The sequence below is a fragment of the Streptosporangium sp. G12 genome, from assembly GCF_052983175.1.
Genome location: NZ_JBRIQO010000061.1, coordinates 1 through 18697, shown reverse-complemented (window position 1 = coordinate 18697; position 18697 = coordinate 1). Strand labels below are relative to the sequence as shown.

13 protein-coding genes and 4 pseudogenes are annotated in these 18697 nt (G+C 67.4%); 9 read left to right on the top strand and 8 right to left on the bottom strand.

Annotated features, from left to right (window positions below; genetic code table 11):
- The 6 genes and pseudogenes from ACVCAG_RS45250 to ACVCAG_RS45225 form a co-directional block, all read right to left on the bottom strand.
- Nucleotides 1-189: hypothetical protein (locus ACVCAG_RS45250; protein WP_447191632.1), on the bottom strand; the 189-nt coding region annotated here is incomplete at its 3' end.
- Nucleotides 129-405 (bottom strand): annotated as a pseudogene (locus tag ACVCAG_RS45245) (transposase); the annotation flags it as partial. The gene ACVCAG_RS45250 and the pseudogene ACVCAG_RS45245, both read right to left, overlap by 61 nt.
- A 301-nt stretch (nucleotides 406-706) precedes the next feature.
- Nucleotides 707-1639 (bottom strand): carbohydrate kinase family protein, encoded by a 933-nt coding sequence (locus tag ACVCAG_RS45240; RefSeq protein WP_447191631.1) that lies wholly within the window; start codon nucleotides 1637-1639, stop codon nucleotides 707-709.
- A complete protein-coding gene (locus ACVCAG_RS45235; RefSeq protein WP_447191630.1) occupies nucleotides 1636-2394 on the bottom strand; it encodes an ATP-binding cassette domain-containing protein in 759 nt (252 codons plus the stop codon). Before ACVCAG_RS45235 ends, ACVCAG_RS45240 begins: the two co-directional genes overlap by 4 nt.
- Nucleotides 2391-3350, bottom strand: coding sequence for an ABC transporter permease (locus ACVCAG_RS45230; RefSeq protein ID WP_447191629.1), 960 nt, complete (start codon nucleotides 3348-3350; stop codon nucleotides 2391-2393). Before ACVCAG_RS45230 ends, ACVCAG_RS45235 begins: the two co-directional genes overlap by 4 nt.
- A 38-nt stretch (nucleotides 3351-3388) precedes the next feature.
- The gene (locus ACVCAG_RS45225) at nucleotides 3389-4414 is read right to left on the bottom strand and encodes a substrate-binding domain-containing protein (RefSeq protein WP_447191628.1); all 1026 of its coding nucleotides are present in this window, start codon (nucleotides 4412-4414) and stop codon (nucleotides 3389-3391) included.
- A gap of 125 nt (nucleotides 4415-4539) precedes the next feature.
- Between ACVCAG_RS45225 and ACVCAG_RS45220 the strand changes: the two genes are divergently transcribed.
- From ACVCAG_RS45220 to ACVCAG_RS45180, 9 genes and pseudogenes are all read left to right on the top strand, one after another.
- A complete protein-coding gene (locus ACVCAG_RS45220; RefSeq protein WP_447191627.1) occupies nucleotides 4540-5535 on the top strand; it encodes a LacI family DNA-binding transcriptional regulator in 996 nt (331 codons plus the stop codon).
- A 122-nt stretch (nucleotides 5536-5657) separates the two neighbouring features.
- Entirely contained in the window at nucleotides 5658-6680 is a 1023-nt protein-coding gene (locus ACVCAG_RS45215) for a substrate-binding domain-containing protein (protein WP_440088492.1), read from the top strand.
- Between the two features lie 92 nt (nucleotides 6681-6772).
- Nucleotides 6773-8056, top strand: coding sequence for a sugar ABC transporter substrate-binding protein (locus tag ACVCAG_RS45210; RefSeq protein WP_447191626.1), 1284 nt, complete (start codon nucleotides 6773-6775; stop codon nucleotides 8054-8056).
- A gap of 55 nt (nucleotides 8057-8111) precedes the next feature.
- Complete coding sequence (locus tag ACVCAG_RS45205; RefSeq protein WP_440088489.1) at nucleotides 8112-9209, top strand: ABC transporter permease subunit; 1098 nt, start codon at nucleotides 8112-8114, stop codon at nucleotides 9207-9209.
- 2 nt (nucleotides 9210-9211) lie between these two features.
- Nucleotides 9212-10060, top strand: a complete 849-nt coding sequence (locus ACVCAG_RS45200) for a carbohydrate ABC transporter permease (RefSeq protein ID WP_447191625.1) — start codon at nucleotides 9212-9214, stop codon at nucleotides 10058-10060.
- Between the two features lies 1 nt (nucleotide 10061).
- Nucleotides 10062-11027 (top strand): hypothetical protein, encoded by a 966-nt coding sequence (locus ACVCAG_RS45195; protein ID WP_447191624.1) that lies wholly within the window; start codon nucleotides 10062-10064, stop codon nucleotides 11025-11027.
- A gap of 238 nt (nucleotides 11028-11265) precedes the next feature.
- The gene (locus tag ACVCAG_RS45190; protein WP_447191623.1) at nucleotides 11266-14568 is read left to right on the top strand and encodes a GH32 C-terminal domain-containing protein; all 3303 of its coding nucleotides are present in this window, start codon (nucleotides 11266-11268) and stop codon (nucleotides 14566-14568) included.
- Nucleotides 14569-14641: 73 nt separating this feature from the next.
- Nucleotides 14642-16693: pseudogene (locus tag ACVCAG_RS45185) on the top strand (hypothetical protein); the annotation flags it as partial.
- 30 nt (nucleotides 16694-16723) lie between these two features.
- On the top strand, nucleotides 16724-17191 hold the full coding sequence (locus tag ACVCAG_RS45180; protein WP_440088527.1) for a GH32 C-terminal domain-containing protein: 468 nt from the start codon (nucleotides 16724-16726) through the stop codon (nucleotides 17189-17191).
- A 226-nt stretch (nucleotides 17192-17417) separates the two neighbouring features.
- Here the strand turns inward: ACVCAG_RS45180 and ACVCAG_RS45175 are convergent.
- A pseudogene (locus ACVCAG_RS45175) lies at nucleotides 17418-17578 on the bottom strand (IS256 family transposase); the annotation flags it as partial.
- Between the two features lie 206 nt (nucleotides 17579-17784).
- Nucleotides 17785-18313, bottom strand: a pseudogene (locus ACVCAG_RS45170) (IS701 family transposase); the annotation flags it as partial.
- Nucleotides 18314-18697 lie beyond the last annotated feature (384 nt).

The following is an 18697-nucleotide window of genomic DNA, read 5'->3' as shown; positions in this document are numbered from 1 at the left end:
CCAGCCGGGCTCGGTCATGGTGACCCCGGCCGCCACCAGCTTGTCGATCAGCGGCGCCAGCTCGACCAGCTCGGCCAGCACCTTGTCGGTGATGGTGGAAATGGTCTGCGCAGCGGCGGCCCGGCCTTGGCCCGGCAGGCGCCGTGTGCGGCGACCTCTTTCAGTACGGCCTCGCCGAAGTTGTGCCACAGATGGCCGGCGGTCGGCGACCTGGACGGCGTCCGGCAGGGCGCGGCGGATCGCTTCGGCGTAGGCGCCGGAGCCGTCCCGGCACACGATCTGCACCCCAGAATGGGTGCGCAATCAGGCTCCCAGCACATCAGCGGTGCGGCCGGGCAGGACGTCGATACGCTCGCGCGTTTCGGCGTCGATGAGCCCGAAAACACTGTATTCACAAGCTCGTCGACATCATGCACGACCCAGCGTGACCCATCAGCATCTTGCGTTACCACCGGATACGAGACAGAGCCGAAAACCGTACAGTCCCATTGGTCGGCCCGCAGGTTCATCGGGCGTAGGCGGTTCAAATCCTCGATCTGCTTCATGACCTCCAAGACGCAACGGCGCGTTCCCTCGGCCACGAGCTCGGAATTGTTCGGCACATTGCTCAGCGTGGACAGAGAGACGCCGACGATCTGGGCGGCGTGACGCGTGCCACGACGCCCAGAGTCGAGATTTGCATGGCGGCGGGTGCCAAGGGCGACGTTCAGGCTGCCAGGTCCGTGAGGCGGGGTGGGTCGGCGCCCTCTTTACGGCAGGTTTCTGCGGCGACGTCGGAGGCGAAGGTCAAGGCTCTCATGAGAAGACCTGGATCGAGCCCGGGTAGCCGTCCGCCGAGGACGCCATCGGCGTGGAGGCGGTGGAGCAGTCCCGCGGTGAACGCGTCGCCCGCGCCGATGGTGTCGACGGGGGTGATCGGGCGAGCGGGCACCTGGTGGCGCTGTCCGTCGAGTGAGGCGTAGGCGCCGTCTGCTCCGCAGGTCACCACGACGAGGCGGACGCCGTGCGCATGCCATTCGTCGCACGCTTGGGGCAGGCTCACGCCGGGGCGTAGGAGAGCCAGGTCGTCAGAACTGAGACGGAACACATCGGCCACCGAGGTCCAGCCGGGCAGCAGTTCGCGGTAGCGCTCCGCGGAGACGATGCCGGGCCGGATGTTCGGGTCGATCGAGATGGTCGCGTTGACGCGCCGCTCTCGCAGCGTTTTCTCGATAAGAGGGCCGCTGGGTTCCAGGGCGAGGGCCAGGGAGCCGGCGTGGACGCAGACGGCCTCGAGAGGCACCGCACCGGCGAGTTCGCCGGCAGTCCATTGGAAGTCGGCAGTGCCGGTCGCATAAAAGGAGTATCGAGCGTGGCCTGCCTCGTCGACGGCGGTGATCGCCAGCGTCGACTGTTCGGCGGCGGTGACGAGGCGTGACAGGTCGACGTGGGAGTCGGCGAGGTGGGTGCGGAGCAGTTCGCCCAGCGGTCCGCGCGGAATCCGGCCGACGAAGGCGACGGGCGTGCCGAGCCTGCCGAGGGCGACGGCGGTGTTGGCGGGCCCGCCGCCGGGTCGCACCCGCAGGTCGAGTCCGCCCGGTGTGGGCTGCCGGGCGGGCATGAAGGTGTCCGCCACGGTCTCCCCGATGACCGAGATCATAGTTGGACGGCTCCAGTCATGATCGCGACAACGTCGGACATCGTGTGATCGGAGGGTCTGACGACGCCCGCGCGTTTACCGAGGCGTTGGATATGGATACGGTCGGCGATCTCGAATACGTGCGGCATGTTGTGGCTGATCAGCACGACCGGCAGGCCCCTGCCACGAACCCGCGCGATCAGTTCCAGTACCTGTGCGGACTCCTTGACCCCGAGCGCCGCGGTCGGCTCGTCCATGATGACCACATGGCCGGCCCACGCCGCGGCGCGGGCGACCGCGACGCCCTGGCGTTGCCCGCCCGACAGGTTCTCCACCGCGCCGGCCATCGACTGGAGGCCGATGTTGAGCTCGCTCATGTGGCGAGCGGATTCGGCACGCATCACGGGCTTGTCGAGCATCCGGAACACCGAGCCGAGCACGCCTTCGCGGCGCTTCTCCCGGCCCAGGTACAGGTTGGCGGCGATGTCGAGGGCGGGCGCGACGGCGAGGTTCTGATAGACCGTCTCGATGCCGAGGCGGCGGGCGTCGAGGGGCGACCGGAAGCTCACGCGCCGCCCGTCCAGGAAGATCTCGCCCTCGTCGGGCCGGGTCGCCCCGGTCAGCGCCTTGATCAGCGACGACTTGCCGGCGCCGTTGTCACCGATGACGGCGAGGACCTCGCCGGGCATCAGCTCGAAGTCGCATCCGTTGAGAGCGGTGACCGGGCCGTACCGCTGGACCAGCCCTTGAGCCTTGAGAACCGGTTCGCCGGTCATCGCCTGGACCTCTTCCTGGAGAGCTGGTCGACCGTGACGGCCAGGATGACGAGAATGCCGGTGATGAGGATCTGGTAGATCGACGGGACACCCATCAGCTGAAGACCGTTGCGGATGATGCCGACGAGCAGGGCGCCGATCAGTGTGCCGATGACGCGGCCGCGGCCGCCGAACAGGCTGGTGCCGCCGAGCACCACCGCGGTGATGGAGTCGAGGTTGTCGGTCTGGCCCGCCTGGGGGTCGCCGACGCCGGTGCGGGCGATGAGCAGCAGCGCCGCGATTCCGTAGACGGCCCCCGCGACGGTGTAGACCGTCAGGAGCCGGCGCTCGACGGGGATGCCCGTGAGGCGGGCGGCCTCGGGCTCGTTGCCGACGGCGTACACATGCCGGCCCCAGGCCGTCTGGCCCAGGACGTACGCGAACACCAGGAACAGTACGATCATCAGCACCGACCCGTAGGTGACATCGGTGCCGCCGAGCGGGAAGGTGTTCCCGAGAGCGGTCAGCTCGGACGGCAGCCCGCTGACGGTCTGCTCGTCGGAGTAGATGTGGGTGAGCGCGAACGCCACGTTGAGCACGCCGAGCGTCACGATGAACGGCGGCAGTGAGATCTTCGTGACGAGCAGTCCGTTGACCAGCCCGAAGAGCGCGCAGACACCGATCCCCGCGGCGATGGCCAGCAGCGGCGGCCAGCCCGCGTCCACCGCGAGTTTGGCCATGAGGACTCCGCCGAACGCCATGATCGCGCCGCAGGCCAGATCGATCCCGGCGGTCAGGATGATCAGAGTCTGGCCGATGGCCAGGGTTCCGACGATCATCACTTGCTGGATCACCAGGGCGAGGTTGCCGCCCGACAGGAAGTTGTCGGACTGCGTGGCGAAGAAGACGCAGGCCAGGAACAGGGCCGCGAGCGGCCCGGACGTGGAACCGGACGGGACCACGAGCCGCGAGGACACGGCTCGCAGTCCACCGGCGACGAAGGACGTCACTGCGGTCAGCCCCAGCAGTTCTCAAGGCCGAAGGTGGTGTCCTTCGCGTCCACACCGGCGACGGACCGGTCGGTCACGAGAGTGACGCCCGTGTCGGTGTAGCCGGAGACCTTGACGCCCTCCTTGGCGAACCTGGCGACGGCGTTCACGCCCAGTGCCGCCATCTTCAACGGGTACTGCTGCGAGGTCGCGGCGATCTGCCCGTCCTTGACACCCTTGACGCCGGTGCAGCCGCCGTCGACGGAGACGACGAGAACCTTCTTCTCCAGGCCCTTGGCCTTCAGCGCGGTGTAGGCGCCGAGCGCGGCGGGCTCGTTGATCGTGTAGACGATGTTGAGGTCGGGCGCTTTTTGCAGGCAGTTCTCCATCGCGGTCTGGCCTTTGGCCTGGTCGCCACCGGTGTCGGCGGCGCACACGACCTCCTTGGAGGTGGCCGGGGCCGAGGCGGAGGCGTCAACCGCCGCGACGCCGAACCCCTTGAGGAACCCGTTGTGGCGCAGGGTGCCGACGCTGACGCCGGGTGCGAGGTCGAGCATCGCGATTTTTGGAGTCTGCCCGGCGGTCTTGGCCTTCGCGTACTGGCCGATCAGCTCGCCCGCCTTGAAGTTGTCGGTGGCGAACAGCGCGTCGGTGGCGTCCCGCGGGTCGGTGGGGGTGTCGAGCGCGACGACCAGGACGCCCTTGGCGCGGGCCTTCGCGATCGCCGGGATGATGGCCTTGGTGTCGCTGGGGGTGATGAGAATGCCCTTGACGCCCGCCGCGACCATGTTCTCGATCGCGGTGACCTGGCCCTCGTTGTCGCCGTCGAACTTGCCGGCCGCGGTCATGAGGGAGAGGCCGTCGGCGGTCGCCTGCTTCTGGGCACCCTCCTTCATCTTCACGAAGAACGGGTTCGTCTGGGTCTTGGTGATCAGGCCGACCTTCGTGGTGCCACCCTGCTCGGTTCCGGATTTCCTCGATCCCTCACCACACGCGGTGGCGGCGAAAGCGAGGACTCCGATCAGGGCGAAGGTGAGGCCGCTGCGGATCATGTCAGTGCTCCTCTGGGATGTACCGGGGGTTACACCCCGATTGCGTGAGCGTTATCTTGCAGACGCGAAAACGCTCGCGCAAACGTTTGCGCAAAGATCGACTTCGAGGAACGAACATGGCCACAATGACTGATGTCGCACGTCAAGCCGGGGTTTCCGTCTCGACGGTGTCCCATGTGATCAACGGGACGCGGTTCGTCGCCGACGAGACCCGGCAACGGGTTCTGGCCGCCATCGAGTCGACCGGATACATCCAGAACGACATCGCGCGATCGCTCGTCACCTCCAGCACCAAGACGATCGGGCTGGCGATCTCGGCGATCTCCAACTTCTACTTCGCCGACCTGGTGGCGGCGCTGGAGGCGCAGGTCCGGCTGGCCGGATACACCCTTCTCCTGACCGACACGCACGACGACGCCGGTGAGGAACTCAAAGTGGTTCAGGCGCTGCACCAGCGGCGAGTGGACGGGATCCTGCTCGCGACCGAGGCACACGGCCCCGGGTCGCCGTCGCTGCGCTACCTCGACGAGTTGAACATCCCGACCGTGCTGGTCGATCGATGTGCCTCGACGCGGTTCGACCAGGTCGGAACCGAGAACGTGGAGTCCAGCGCCCACCTGGTGTTGCATCTGGCCCAGCTCGGGCACCGCAGAATCGGGATCATCGCCGGCCGCGGCACCCTGATCACGTCGGCGGAGCGGCTGAAGGGCTACCAGGTGGGCCTGGCCCGGGGCGGGCTGACCTTCGACCCCGGACTCGTCGGCAGCGGGCGGTCGAACGCCGCGGCCGCCGAGATCGCCGTCACCACCCTGCTGGAGCTGCCGGACCCGCCGACCGCCCTCTTCGTCGCCAACAACCATATGACCATCGGGGTGATGCGGGCACTCGATCGGCGCGGCGTCCGGGTACCGGAGGACATGGCGCTCACGGTGTTCGACGACTTCGAATGGGCATCGATCTTCCGGCCCCGGCTGACGGCGATCGCCCAGCCGATCCTCGAGATCGCGACCCACTCGGTGCGCCTGCTGGCCGAGCGGATCTCCGACCCCGACCAGCCGCCCCGCAGCGTCCGGCTCAAGCCCCGCCTCATGCACCGGGACTCCTGCGGCTGCGTCAGGTGACCTCCGCGCGTCGTACGGCGCGTTCATCCGCAGGTAACGGTTCGGAAACAGGGGCTTGCGAGACGTAGTTCACGTCCCCACTATGAAGAATCGTTTCAGTGAATCGATTCTTCAGGACTGGGATGACACGACCAAGGATCAAGGACGTCGCCAGGTTGGCAGGAGTCGGGACCACCACGGTCTCGGTGGTCCTGAACAACGTCGACGGTGTCCGGGTGGGCGCGGAGACGCGACAGCGGATCATCGACGCGGCCGAGCAGCTGGGATACACCTCCGATCCGATCGCCCGCAGTCTGCGCACCCGCAGAACCCAGACGATCGGGTTCGTCAGCGACGTGATAGCGACCACGCCGTTCGCCGGCCGCATGATCCAAGGCGCCCAGGAGACGGCCTGGCAGGCGGGTTACCTGCTGGTCCTGGTCAACACCGGCGGCGACCGGGACGTGCAGGAACGCACCGTGTCCGAGCTGCTCAAAAGGCAGGTCGACGGAGTGCTGTTCGCCACGATGTACCACCAGGAAGTCGAACTTCCCGCCGCCCTGGCGAAGGTCAAGACGGTTCTGCTGGATGCCAGCCCGCTCGGCACGGACCTGCCCCACGTGGTGCCCGACGAGCGCGGCGGAGCCCTGGCCGCGGTCGGTGAACTCATCTCGGCCGGGCACCGGCGCATCGGTTTCGCGACCGAGGCGTTGCCGGTTCCGGCGGCCGGTCGACGGTTGGAGGGCTATGCCCAGGCACTGAAGCCGGCCGGTATCGCCTGGGATCCCGCTCTCGTGATCGCCGAGCACGGCGACACCGCCGGCGGCTACCGCGCCGCGCACCGCCTGCTCGCGCTCCCCGAGCCGCCGACGGCGATCTTCTGTTACAACGACCGGATGGCGATGGGCTGCTACCGTGCCGCGGCCGAACGGGGGGTGAGCATCCCCCGCGATCTCTCAGTGGTCGGCTACGACAACCAGGACCTCATCGCCCCCGAGCTGTTCCCCGCCCTCACGACCGTCGCGCTGCCCCACTACGAGATGGGCGCCTGGGCGGCACGCGCGTTGCTGGATCTGATCGAGGACAACCCTCGTGACGAAGACTCCCGGCACCTGATGCCCTGCCCGCTGATCAGGCGGGACTCGGTTGGTCCGCCGGCGCGCTGACACGCGTCGGCGGACCTTTACACAAACACCCCACGGCTGCGCCACAGCCGTAAAGCGGTCCTCGGCACGCCGGGGACTGAGAAGGAGACACCGTGAAGCGCACCCTCTTGGGCGGCATCCTATCCGCCGTCACCATGACGTCCTTAATCACCGGATGCGGATCGTCGGGCGACGCGGCGGACGACACCTCCGGCGGCGTCAAGACGCTGAAGCTCTGGACCCACTCGGCGGGCAACCCCGACGAGCTCGCGATCGTCCAGCGGATCATCGACGACTTCAACTCCTTCCAGCGGGAGTACAAGGTCACCTACGAGGCGTTCCCGCAGGGCGCCTACAACGACGCCGTGACCGGAGCCGCGGTCTCCGGCAAGCTGCCGTGCATCCTGGACGCCGACGGTCCCACGGTCCCCAACTGGGCCTGGGCCAAGTACCTGGCGCCGCTCGGCCTGCCGACTGCTACCACCGACAAGCTGCTACCGAGCACGGTCGGAAAGTTCAAGGACACCATCTACTCCGTCGGCCACTTCGACGCCGCGGTCGGGATCTACGGCCGCAGGTCCGTACTCGACAAGAACGACATCCGCATCCCGACGACCGACCGGCCGTGGACGCTGAAGGAGTTCGACGCCGCCCTCGTCAAGCTCAAGGCCGACTACGACTATGCCCTCGACCTGGGCACCGGCGGCGGCGGGGAGTGGTGGCCCTACGCCTTCTCCCCGCTGCTGCAGAGCTTCGGCGGCGACCTGATCGACCGCTCCTCGATGACCACCGCCGAGGGCAAGCTGAACGGCCCCGAGGCGGTCAAGTGGGGCGAATGGTGGCACAGCCTGTTCGAGAGGAAGCTGGCCAACCCGCACGAGGCCGCCGACCGCATCGCCTTCCTGAAGGGCAAGGCCGCGCTGGCCTGGAACGGCAACTGGGGTGCCGCCGACGCCCAGAAGGCGTTCGGCGACGACCTGCTGTTCCTGCCGCCGCCCGACCTGGGGGCCGGGCCGAAGATCGGCGGCGCCTCCTGGCAGTGGGCCATCACCGATTCCTGCAAGGACCAGGACGGCGCCCGCAAGTACCTGGAGTTCTCGCTGAACGCCAAGTACATCGCCCAGTTCTCCAACAAGATCGGCCTCATTCCGGCCACGGAGGAGGCCGCGGCGCTGACCGACAAGTACAGGACCGGTGGCGACCTGCGCGTCTTCGGTGACTTCTCCCGTCAGTTCGCGCTCGTCCGTCCGCCGACGCCCGCCTACCCGGCGATCTCCAGTGCGTTCGAGAAGGCGGCCCAGAACATCATGAACGGTGCCCCGGTCAAGACCACGCTCGATGCGGCCGTGGACCAGATCAACGCCGACATCGGCTCCAACGACAACTACGGGTTCTGACGGACCCGCCGGGGGTCCGTACCGGACCCCCGGCGAACGACCCCAAGGAGACCCCGTGGTCGTCACCACCCCGGCGCGCCGGGACGCGCCCGAAAAACCGGACCACCGCCGGGCGGCGAAACGGCGCCGAAGCGACGGATTCACCGCGTTCCTCATGACCGCGCCCGCCGTCGTTCTGCTCATCTTGTTCATCGCCGTGCCGGTCGTGCTGGCGTTCTACCTGTCTTTCACCAACTCCCGGCTCATATCCCCCGATCCGCCCAGGATGACCGGCACCCAGAACATCGGCAAGCTGCTGAGCGTCAGCGTTCTGGACCAGCACAAAGAGCCGGGCGCCACGGACTATCCGCCGGTCCGCGACTACACCAGGAAGGGGTCGGGCTATCCGCAGTACGAGGAGAAGTCCGTCCTGTTCACCTACGACTCCTCCGATGAGGACCGGACCGTGGTCCTGGCAGGTGACCCCACGTTCTGGAAGTCCCTGCGTAACACGTTCCTGTTCGCCCTCGTCGTCGTCCCGGTCCAAGGCGGTCTCGGCCTGCTGCTGGCACTGCTGGTGAACGCCAGGCTCCGCGGAATCCGGATCTTCCGCACGCTCTACTTCATGCCCGTCGTCACCTCCATGGTCGTGGTGTCGATCCTCTGGCGGTTCATGTACCAGCCGGACGGGCTGATCAACTCGATGCTCGGCACCCTCACGTTCGGGTCCTGGGACGCCGTCGACTGGCTGGGCAACGCGCAGACCGCGATGCCCGCCATCATGCTGATGTCGGTCTGGCAAGGCGTCGGCTTCCACATGGTCGTCTGGCTGGCCGGGCTCCAGACCATCCCGCCCGCACTGTACGAAGCCGCGAAGATCGACGGCGCCGCACGTCTCCAGTTGTTCCGGCACATCACCTGGCCCTGCCTGAGACCGACCCGGGTCTTCGTCATCGTGACCATCACGCTGGCGGCACTCGGCCTGTTCACCCAGATCGACGTCATGACCCAAGGTGGCCCCCTCGACGCCACCACCACCGTCGTCTATCACGCGGTCCGCAAGGGCTTCCGGGAGCAGCAGATCGGCTATGGCGCGGCCATCAGCCTCGTCTTCTTCCTCTTGGTGCTGGCCGTCAACCTGGTCCAGCGCCGCCTGCTGCGGGAAAGGACATGATCATGCGTAGGGCGCTCACCTACCTGCTCCTACTGCTGTTCGCCGTCGTCTTCTCCCTCCCCGTCGTGTTCATGCTCGTCTCCTCGCTCAAGCCCGACGACCAGATCTTCGGCGACCTGGGATCGGCCAGAGCGGTCCTGCCCGTCGGCGACGTCTCCCTCGACAACTACACGGCCGTGTTCGACAAGGTCCCGGCCGCCCGATTCATGCTGAACTCGGTCATCGTCACAGCCTGCATCGTCCTGTTCGGGCTGCTGGTCAACAGCCTGGCAGGATTCGCCCTGGCCCGGCTGCGGTGGCGCTTCGGGCCGTTGATCCTCGGCATGGTCATCGCCACGCTCATCCTGCCGTTCGAGACGATCGCGGTACCGCTGCTGTTCTGGGCGTCCAAGCTGCCCTGGCTCACCGCCCACGGCCTGGAACTCGGCTGGCTGAACACCTACCGGGTACAGATCGTTCCGTTCATCGCGAACGGATTCTCGATCTTCCTGTTCCACCAGCACTTCAAACAGATTCCCGTGGAACTGGACGAGGCCGCACGTATCGACGGGTGCGGCTGGTTCACCATCTACCGGCGCGTGGCCATCCCGCTGTCCGGGCCGGTGGTCGCCACCGTCGCCCTGCTGACCGCGCTGCCCGCGTGGAACCAGTACCTGTGGCCTCTCATGACGGTTCAGGACGAGGACCTTCGCCCCGTACAGGTCGGCGTCCAGTACTTCTTCCAGCTCAAAATCGTCTGGGGCGAGGTCATGGCCTATTCATCCATGATCACTGTTCCCGTTCTCATTCTCTTCTTCGTCTTCCAACGCGCGTTCATGACGAGCATCGCCAGCACCGGACTGAAAGGCTGAAATGGCACTGCGGCTTTCCGACCACTGGGTCTGGGATATCTGGCTCGCCGATGACGGAACCGATTTCCACCTGTTCTTCCTGCGCGCCTCACGGGCGCTGCACGATCCCGGACGGCGCCACCATCGCGCCTCCATCGGGCACGCGGTCTCGACCGATCTGACCTCATGGAGCCTCCTTCCCGACGCACTGGTCGCCGCCGACCACGACGCGTGGGACGACCTGGCGACCTGGACCGGCTCGGTGGTGCGGGGACCGGAGAAATGGATGATGTACTACACCGGCGTGTCCCGGCACGAGAACGGCCTCATCCAGCGGATCGGCCTGGCCACCTCCGACGACATGATCACCTGGCACCGCCATCCCGGCAACCCGATCGCCGAAGCCGACTCCCGCTGGTACGAGAAACTGGATCCGGCCAGCTGGTTCGACGAGGCCTGGCGCGATCCATGGGTGTTCGCCGACCCCGGCGGCGACGGCTGGCACATGCTCGTCACCGCCCGCGCGGCCACCGGCCCGGCCGACGACCGCGGCGTCATCGGCCACCTGCGCAGCCATGACCTCACCGCCTGGGAGACAAAGCCTCCTCTCAGCGGCCCGTCGGGCTTCGGCCACCTGGAAGTCCCCCAGGTCGAGGTCGTCGACGGCCATCCCGTCCTGCTGTTCTCCTGCATGGAGGGCGAACTGGCCAACAGCAGGACCGACCGGGCCGGCGGAGTATGGTCCGCCCCGGGCTCCTCGGTGCTGGGCCCCTTCGACATCCGGAACGGCGCCCGCCTCATCGCCGACCGTTCCCTCTACAGCGGCCGGCTGATCCAGGACCGCGCCGGCGCTTGGCAGCTGCTCGGCTTCGTCAACAACGACGGCGACGGCTCCTTCGTCGGCGAGGTGTGCGATCCGATCCCGGTCACCTACGAGCCCGGAGCCGGCCTGGTCGGTACCGGCGTGACGGAGGCCGCCGTCCACTGACCCTCATGCCGTACGACAGCCGAATGACCGCCGGACCCCGAAAAAGGGGCATCGGCTGTTCAGGCACGAAAAAGGCGCCGGTCGCAAATCATTGACCGGCGCCTTTTTCGTGTGCGCCGAGGCTTTGCGCAAAGAAGTGCGGCGAATAATTTCTCGGCTTACTTTACGTGTGCGAATCAAATGTTAACCCGCATGACACATCGGGATCCCCCCACGTCGCCCGAAAGTGAGAAGAACCGTGAGAACACCCCACACCAGAGCGAGATCCAGAGCGGCGGCCGTCCTGGCGGGACTTGTCACAGTCCTCGGACTGGCCGTCGCCGTCCCCACTTCGACGGCGGGCGCGTCCGCCGCCGAAGTGACCAACCCCGACTTCGAGACCGGCGGCCTGTCGGGCTGGACGGCCACCGGCAACGCCTTCGCCGCCACCACCGACAGCGGCTGGGGCTGGGGCTGCTGCTTCGGCCAGCACGGCACCTCTCACGTATGGGGATTCAAGGCGGGCGGTGACGCGGCGACCGGAACCTTGACCTCTTCGACGTTCACCCTGTCGGGCACCGGCCAGGTCGACTTCCTCGTCGGTGGCGGCAACAACGCCGACACCCTGTACGTCGCGCTCGTCAAGGCGTCCGACGGCAGCGTCCTGCGTAAGGCCACCGGTGCCGACAGCGAGACCTACCGCCGCGTCACCTGGGACGCCTCGGCCTACCTCGGCCAGGACCTGCAGATCCGCGTCGTCGACCAGGCCACCGCCGGCTGGGGCCACATCAACCTCGACGATGTCCACACCTACACACCGGCGTCCCCTCCACCGGCCGGGCTGACCAACCCCGACTTCGAGACCGGCGACCTGTCGGGCTGGACCAAGACGGGCAGTGCCTTCGCGGTGAGCGCCGACAGCGGCTGGGGCTGGGGCTGCTGCTTCGGCCAGCACGGCACCTTCCACCTATGGGGGTTCAAGACCGGCGGGGACGCGGCCACCGGCACCCTCACCTCCGGCGCCTTCCGGCTGTCCGGTTCAGGGAAGGTCGACTTCCTCGTCGGTGGCGGCAACAACGCCGACACCCTGTACGTCGCGCTCGTCAAGGCGTCCGACGGCAGCGTCCTGCGTAAGGCCACCGGTGCCGACAGCGAGACCTACCGCCGCGTCACCTGGGACGCCTCGGCCTACCTCGGCCAGGACCTGCAGATCCGCGTCGTCGACCAGGCCACCGCCGGCTGGGGCCACATCAACCTCGACGACATTCGCCTCGACGGCGCGCCCGGCGACGGCGTCGTCGCTCACTGGCCGTTCGACGAGACCGCCGGCTCCACGGTGAAGGACACCGTCAGCGGCCGGAGCGACCCGGTCAACTACGTGTTCACCAACGCCAAGTACAAGCCGAACAGCGACCCGCTCTGGTACCAGCAGGAGCCGGCGGGCAAGAAGCTGTCACACGCGCTGATGTTCGACGGCTACTCCACCTGGGTCACCCGGCCCGGCTTCGCGGCACCGACCGACGCGATCACCGTCGAGGCGTGGGTCGCCCCCCGCGCGTTCGAGTGGGGGGACGAGGGCAAGCTCGAAGCGATCGTCAACCAGCAGGACCAGGCGGCCGGCCGCGGCTTCATCCTCGGTATCGGACGCCACGGTACCTGGGCGTTCCAGGCCTCGGTCGGGGGCTCCTGGCAGTCGGTGTGGGCCGACGCCGACGCTTCGCTGCCCGCCCGCCGCTGGTCCCATGTCGCCGCGACCTTCAACGCCGCCGACCACTCGATGAAGCTGTACCTCAACGGCCGCCAGGTCGGCAGCCGCACCGTCCCCGCCGGCACGATCACTCCTGATGGCGGCGACCTGGTCATCGGCAAGAACAATCGCGCCGCCGTGATCAACGGGCTGTTCCCCGTGAACACCGTCGCCGGCCTCATCGACGAGGTGAAGATATACGACAAGGCCCTCATCGGCACCGAGGTCACCGCCGCCTACGACGCGGTGCGCACCTCCTACGGCGACGGCAAGGTGCCCACCCCGGACCTGTCGATGAACCGGGCCCGCTACACCGGTGACAAGTACCGGCCGCAGTACCACTTCTCGGCTCCCGAGCACTGGATGAACGAACCCCACGCGCCGATCTTCCACAACGGCCAGTACCACCTGTTCTACCAGCAGAACCAGCACGGCCCGTTCTGGCACAACATCGGCTGGGGTCACCAGGTCAGCCCCGACATGGTGAACTGGCGCGACCTGCCGCCCGCCCTGGTCCCCACCGCCGGGTCGGTCGCCCCCGACGGGGTGTGGTCCGGCAGCGCCACCAAGGACGCGAACGGCAACCCCCTGCTGTACATCACCGCCGGAGACGACAGCGTCTATCCCAACCAGCGCACCGGTATCGCCCGCTGCGCCGCCCTTCCCTGCCAGCAGGACCTTCGCGACTGGAAGATGGACCCTGCCCCCGTCACCGTCCAGTCGCCCGCTCTCGACGTCGGTGCGGGCCGCAAGGTCAAGATGGGCGAGTTCCGCGACCCGTTCGTATGGCGCGAGGGCGGCACCTGGTTCCAGCTCGTCGCCTCCGGCGTCCAGACCACCGGCGGCGCCGATGTCGGCGGCACCGCCCTGCTCTACAGCTCCACCGACCAAACCACCTGGAAGTACGAAGGTCCGCTCATGGTCGGCGACATCGGGGCCCACCCCAAGACCGGCCAGGTCTGGGAACTGCCGGTCTTCCTGCCGCTCGGCGACAGCGGCAAGTACGTGTTCATGATCAACCCGCAGTGGTCGGGCGGCAGTCCCCACAACGTCAAGTACGTCTGGTACTGGATCGGTTCCTGGAACGCCGCGACGCGCAAGTTCACCCCGGACTCCACCGTGCCGAAGCTGTTCGACTACGGCGAGCACTTCACCGGACCCAGCGGGTTCGTCGACGAACAGGGCCGCTCGGTCGTGTTCAGCATCGCCCAGGACAAGCGCACCGAACAGGGCCACCACGATTCCGGCTGGGCGCACAACGCCGGTCTGCCGATGCGGGTCACCCTACGGCCCGACGGAGACCTCGGCGTCGCCCCGCTGCCCGAGATGGCCTCCCTGCACACCACCACCGCGCCGCTGGCCTCCCTCACCAACGTCACCGACCTGGCCGCCGCCAACCAGCAGCTCGGCGGCGTCAAGGGCGACATGCTCCACCTCCAGCTCACCATGTCGGCGACCACGGCGACCAAGTACGGCATCAAGGTCCGGCGCAGCCCGAACGGAGAGGAGGAGACGCTCCTGTCCTACGACCGGGGCGCCAAGACCTTCTGCGTCGACCGCACCCGCGCCGGCAGCGTGTCCAGCCTGTCCCCGGACCTGGGTGTGCAATGCGGCCCCGCCACCCTCGACGGTGACGTCCTCACCCTGGACGTGTTCCTCGACAAGTCCATGATCGAGGCCTACGCCGGCGGCAAGAAGAGCATCACCACCCGCGTGTACCCCGGCCGGGACGACTCTCTGGGCCTGGCCCTGTGGGCCGACGGCGGCGCGACCGTCCAGTCCCTGAAGGTCTGGGCCATGAAGCCCGCCTACTGATTCACCCACACCGATCTCCGCGGGGCGGGCCGGGATTTCCCGCCCGCCCCGCTCTATCTCCTAGGAGTTCCCCATGATCCTGCACGGACGACGTGCCGCGATGACCGCGTTCCTGGTCGCCGGTGCGCTGGTGGCCGGGCCGGCCACGTTCGCCGCCAACAGCGTCCACAACGTCTACAACGAGCCCTACCGCCCCCAGCTGCACTTCAGCCCGGCCAAGAACTGGATGAACGACCCCAACGGGCTCGTCTACCACAACGGCGAATACCACCTGTTCTACCAGTACAACCCACTGGGCGATCAGTGGGGCGAGATGTCCTGGGGCCACGCGGTCAGTACTGATTTGGTTCACTGGAAGGAGCTCGGTGTGGCCATCCCGGCCACCGAGAACGAGAAAATCTTCTCGGGAAGCGTCGTGGTGGACGAGAAGGACACCAGTGGGTTCGGTAAGGACGCGATGGTCGCGATCTACACCAGTTGGAACCCCGTGACGAACATCCAGTCCCAGGCCCTGGCCTACAGCCTCGACAACGGCCGCACCTTCACCAAGTACACCGGCAACCCCGTCATCGACCTCGCCTCCAAGGACTTCCGCGACCCGAAGGTCTTCTGGTACGGCGAAGGCCGCTACTGGGTCATGGCGGTGGCACTCGCCGCCGACAAGAAGATCCGCTTCTACCGGTCGGCCGACCTCAAGGCCTGGACTCAGCTCAGCGACTTCGGCCCGGCCAACTCCACCGCGGGCGCCTGGGAATGCCCTGACCTGTTCCAGGTACCCGTCGCTGGAAATCCCGCAAGGAAGAAGTGGGTGCTCGCGGTCAGCGTCGGCGGGGGCGCGATCGCCGGCGGCTCGGGCATGCAGTATTTCGTCGGCGACTTCGACGGCACTACCTTCACCGCCGAGAACGTCGTCGCCGACAGCGAACCCCCCGCCGGAACGGTCTTCGCCGACTTCGAGAACACCTATGACGGCTGGGAGGTGACGAACGACTCAGACCATTCGCCCGGCCCCTTCGGTGACGCGCCGGCGCCGGGCACCCTTCCCGGGCAGAACGCCGTGTCCGGGTTCCGCGGCCATGGGCTGGTCAACGGATTCGTCGGCGGCGACGCACCGCAGGGCACCCTGACCTCGAAGCCCTTCACCATCGGCGAGGACTACATCAACCTGCTCGTCGGCGGCGGCAATCACCCCCACGTGGAGGGGACCGGCGACGGAACCGCACCGGCCGGCGACGTCATCGCCGATTTCGAGTTCCCCGACGGCACCACCTATGAGGACAACGGCTGGACCGCCACCGGCGGCCTCGCCGGCCAGCGGCCCGCCCAGGGCAGTCTGCCCGGCCAGAGCCCCGTCACCGGGTACCAGGGCGAGAAACTGGCCAGCACCTTCTACGACGTGGACCGCACCACGGGCACCCTCACCTCACCCGAGTTCCCCCTCACCAAGCCCTACCTCAACCTGCTGGTCGGTGGCGGCAATCATCCTTGGGGCACTCCAGGCGCGACCGCCGTCAATCTCCTCGTCGACGGAAAGGTCGTCAAGACCGCCACCGGAGGCGACTCCGAGTCGCTCAACTGGGCGTCCTGGGACGTCACCTCCCTTGCCGGGCAGGCGGCCCGGATCCAGATCGTCGACGACAACCCCGGCGGCTGGGGCCACTTCATGGTCGACCAGGTGGTTGCCGCCGACCAGCCCGTCCTGCCGCGTTCCACCGAGACCGCCGTCAATCTTCTGGTGGACGGTAAGGTGGTGCGGACCGCCACCGGCGAGAACGCCGAAGGCCTGGACTGGACCGCCTGGGACGTCCGCGACCTTGCCGGCAAGACCGCGCGGGTCCAGATCAACGACGCCAACTCCGGCGGCTGGGGGCACATCAACGTCGACCACATCATGTTCGCCCCCCAGCCCGCCCTCACCGGCAAGCAGCGCTACTCCTGGGCCGACTACGGCAAGGACTTCTACGCCGCCATCACCTTCGACAACGCTCCCGGCCACGAACCCGTCTGGCTCGGCTGGATGAACAACTGGGAATACGCCTCAGGCGTGCCCACCGCACCCTGGCGCGGTGCCCAGAGCCTCCCCCGCCGGCTCACCCTGAGCCGGATCGACGGTCAGTGGCGAATGGTCCAGCAACCCGCCCACTCGGTGCGCACCCTGCGCACCGGCAACGCCCAGGTCATCCGCAAAAGGACCACCACCAGCGGAACCGCTGACCTGCCCCTCCGCGGCACCACCATGGAGATCGAAGCCGAATTCAAGCTCGGAACCGCCGAGCGCTTCGGCCTCATCGTCCGCAGTGGCGCCAACGGCCAAGGCACCAAGATCGGGTACGATCGGACCACCGGCCGCCTCTACGTCGACCGCACCGCCTCCGGCGTCGCCGCAGGACCCACCTTCGCCGGTATCCAGTCCGGCCCTCTGCGAACCCATGACGGTAAGGTCAGTTTCACGCTCTACCTCGACACATCCTCCGTCGAGGTGTTCGGCGGCCAGGGCGAAACCGTCATCACCGACCAGATCTTCCCTGATGCCGCCAGCGACGGTCTGAAGACCTACGCCGAAAACGGCTCTGCCCAGCTCCTCACCCTCAAAGCGTGGAAGCTGAACTCCATCTGGCACTGACCGCCCATCCGGCGGACATCCCTGACCAGACATGTCGGCTCCCTGTTTCACCGGGGAGCAGACAGTGGACGCGGGCTGGCTCACTACGTCAGCCCTGCGATCTCGTGTCGGTGAGCCTGGCGCCCGGGGCACCCGACGGGCCATGAGGAGGCAAGGCGGATGAGGTCATAAAGGTCAACCGCGGGCTGGGTCTGTCCAGTTAACGTGTATCTCGGTTTTGATGGTTCTATCGGGAGGTCAGGATCAGACGACCTTCGAAGGTGATCGCGAAGGCTTCAGGGCGGCCTTCCACCGGGTGACCCAGCGTTTGCGGCCCTTACCGGTCGGGTCCAGGCTCATGACAGCCATGTAGACGCACTTGAGCGCGGCCTGCTCGTCCGGGAAGTGGTGGCTCGAAGCCGGCGTCTCGATCTCGCGGAACGGTGATCCCCACCGGGCCGACATCGGTCAGACCGTCTTGGCCCGGGTGCCATTGCGGGAGTTACCCGCTCCATGACCGCCGGATCGTGCTTGTCGTAGCCCAGATGGTCGGTGATCTCACCTTCCAGCGCCGACTCCGGCGCCAGCTTGGTCAGCCGGCCCAGCAGCCTGTCTTGGCCATAGACCTCATCAGCGGTCACCCAGCCGAACGGCACACCCGCCGTCACGGCCCTTTCGATCATCATGCGGGCCGGTGCCGGTTTGGTGGCGAAAGCCACCTCGTCGCCGATACCGGCGGCCCGGCACCGGAGCCGGTCCTCGGTCCACTCCTTGGGCGGGTACAACTCCCGGTCGATCAATGCCCGTCCCCGGTCGCAGGCGTAGGCGAGGAACACGCCGATCTGGCGGTTGTCGAACCGGCCGGCAGTGCCGGAGTACTGACGGGCCACTCCGGCCGAGCGCACACCTTTCTTAAGGAAAAAGGAAACCGGTCTCATCGACCACAAGCACCCCGCCACGGGCATCACCCAGGACCTCGACCACGCTTTGGCGCACGTCATCGCGCAGCCCATCGCTGTCCCAGGCATAGAAGTTCGGCAATCGCTGCATGCGCTCCGGGCCCGCCTGCCCAGCCGCCTCGGCCAGCGTCCAGCCGTTCTTACGCTCACTCTCACCGAGCAGGCCTCGTACATGGGAGCGCATCTACCGACGCGCTTCCACCCGCGGGAATCGGCCCGCGAACCGGCCGAGAAACGCCGTGAATCCCGCTGACCATCCGGCTACCGTCTCCGCCGGCATGACGGGATCATCCATTACAGGACCTGAGATCTCAACCTGTCGTTGTCGTACTAAGACCGGCGGCCCCCGGCGTGGCAAGCAGTCCACAACGTCATCACGGTAAGCAGAAGCTCCCCGTGAGTGAGCTGACCGACCTGTGGTTGACGGTTGTGGCCGTTGATCTGCTCTCAGGTCCCCGCTCCTATGGCTCCGGTCCCGATCAGAGGAGTTCGCCGACGAGGGCGGCGAACTCCTCAGGGCCGACGATCCGCACGCCCAGGCTCTCGGCCTTGGCCCGCTTGGAGCCCG

Bases quoted from the DNA above. Each gene is read 5' to 3' on its own strand.
- ACVCAG_RS45200 (WP_447191625.1), top strand. From the start codon at position 9,212: ATGCGTAGGGCGCTCACCTACCTGCTCCTACTGCTGTTCGCCGTCGTC.
- ACVCAG_RS45215 (WP_440088492.1), top strand. From the start codon at position 5,658: ATGACACGACCAAGGATCAAGGACGTCGCCAGGTTGGCAGGAGTCGGG.
- ACVCAG_RS45195 (WP_447191624.1), top strand. From the start codon at position 10,062: ATGGCACTGCGGCTTTCCGACCACTGGGTCTGGGATATCTGGCTCGCC.
- ACVCAG_RS45240 (WP_447191631.1), bottom strand. From the start codon at position 1,639: ATGATCTCGGTCATCGGGGAGACCGTGGCGGACACCTTCATGCCCGCC.
- ACVCAG_RS45220 (WP_447191627.1), top strand. From the start codon at position 4,540: ATGACTGATGTCGCACGTCAAGCCGGGGTTTCCGTCTCGACGGTGTCC.
- ACVCAG_RS45225 (WP_447191628.1), bottom strand. From the start codon at position 4,414: ATGATCCGCAGCGGCCTCACCTTCGCCCTGATCGGAGTCCTCGCTTTC.
- ACVCAG_RS45235 (WP_447191630.1), bottom strand. From the start codon at position 2,394: ATGACCGGCGAACCGGTTCTCAAGGCTCAAGGGCTGGTCCAGCGGTAC.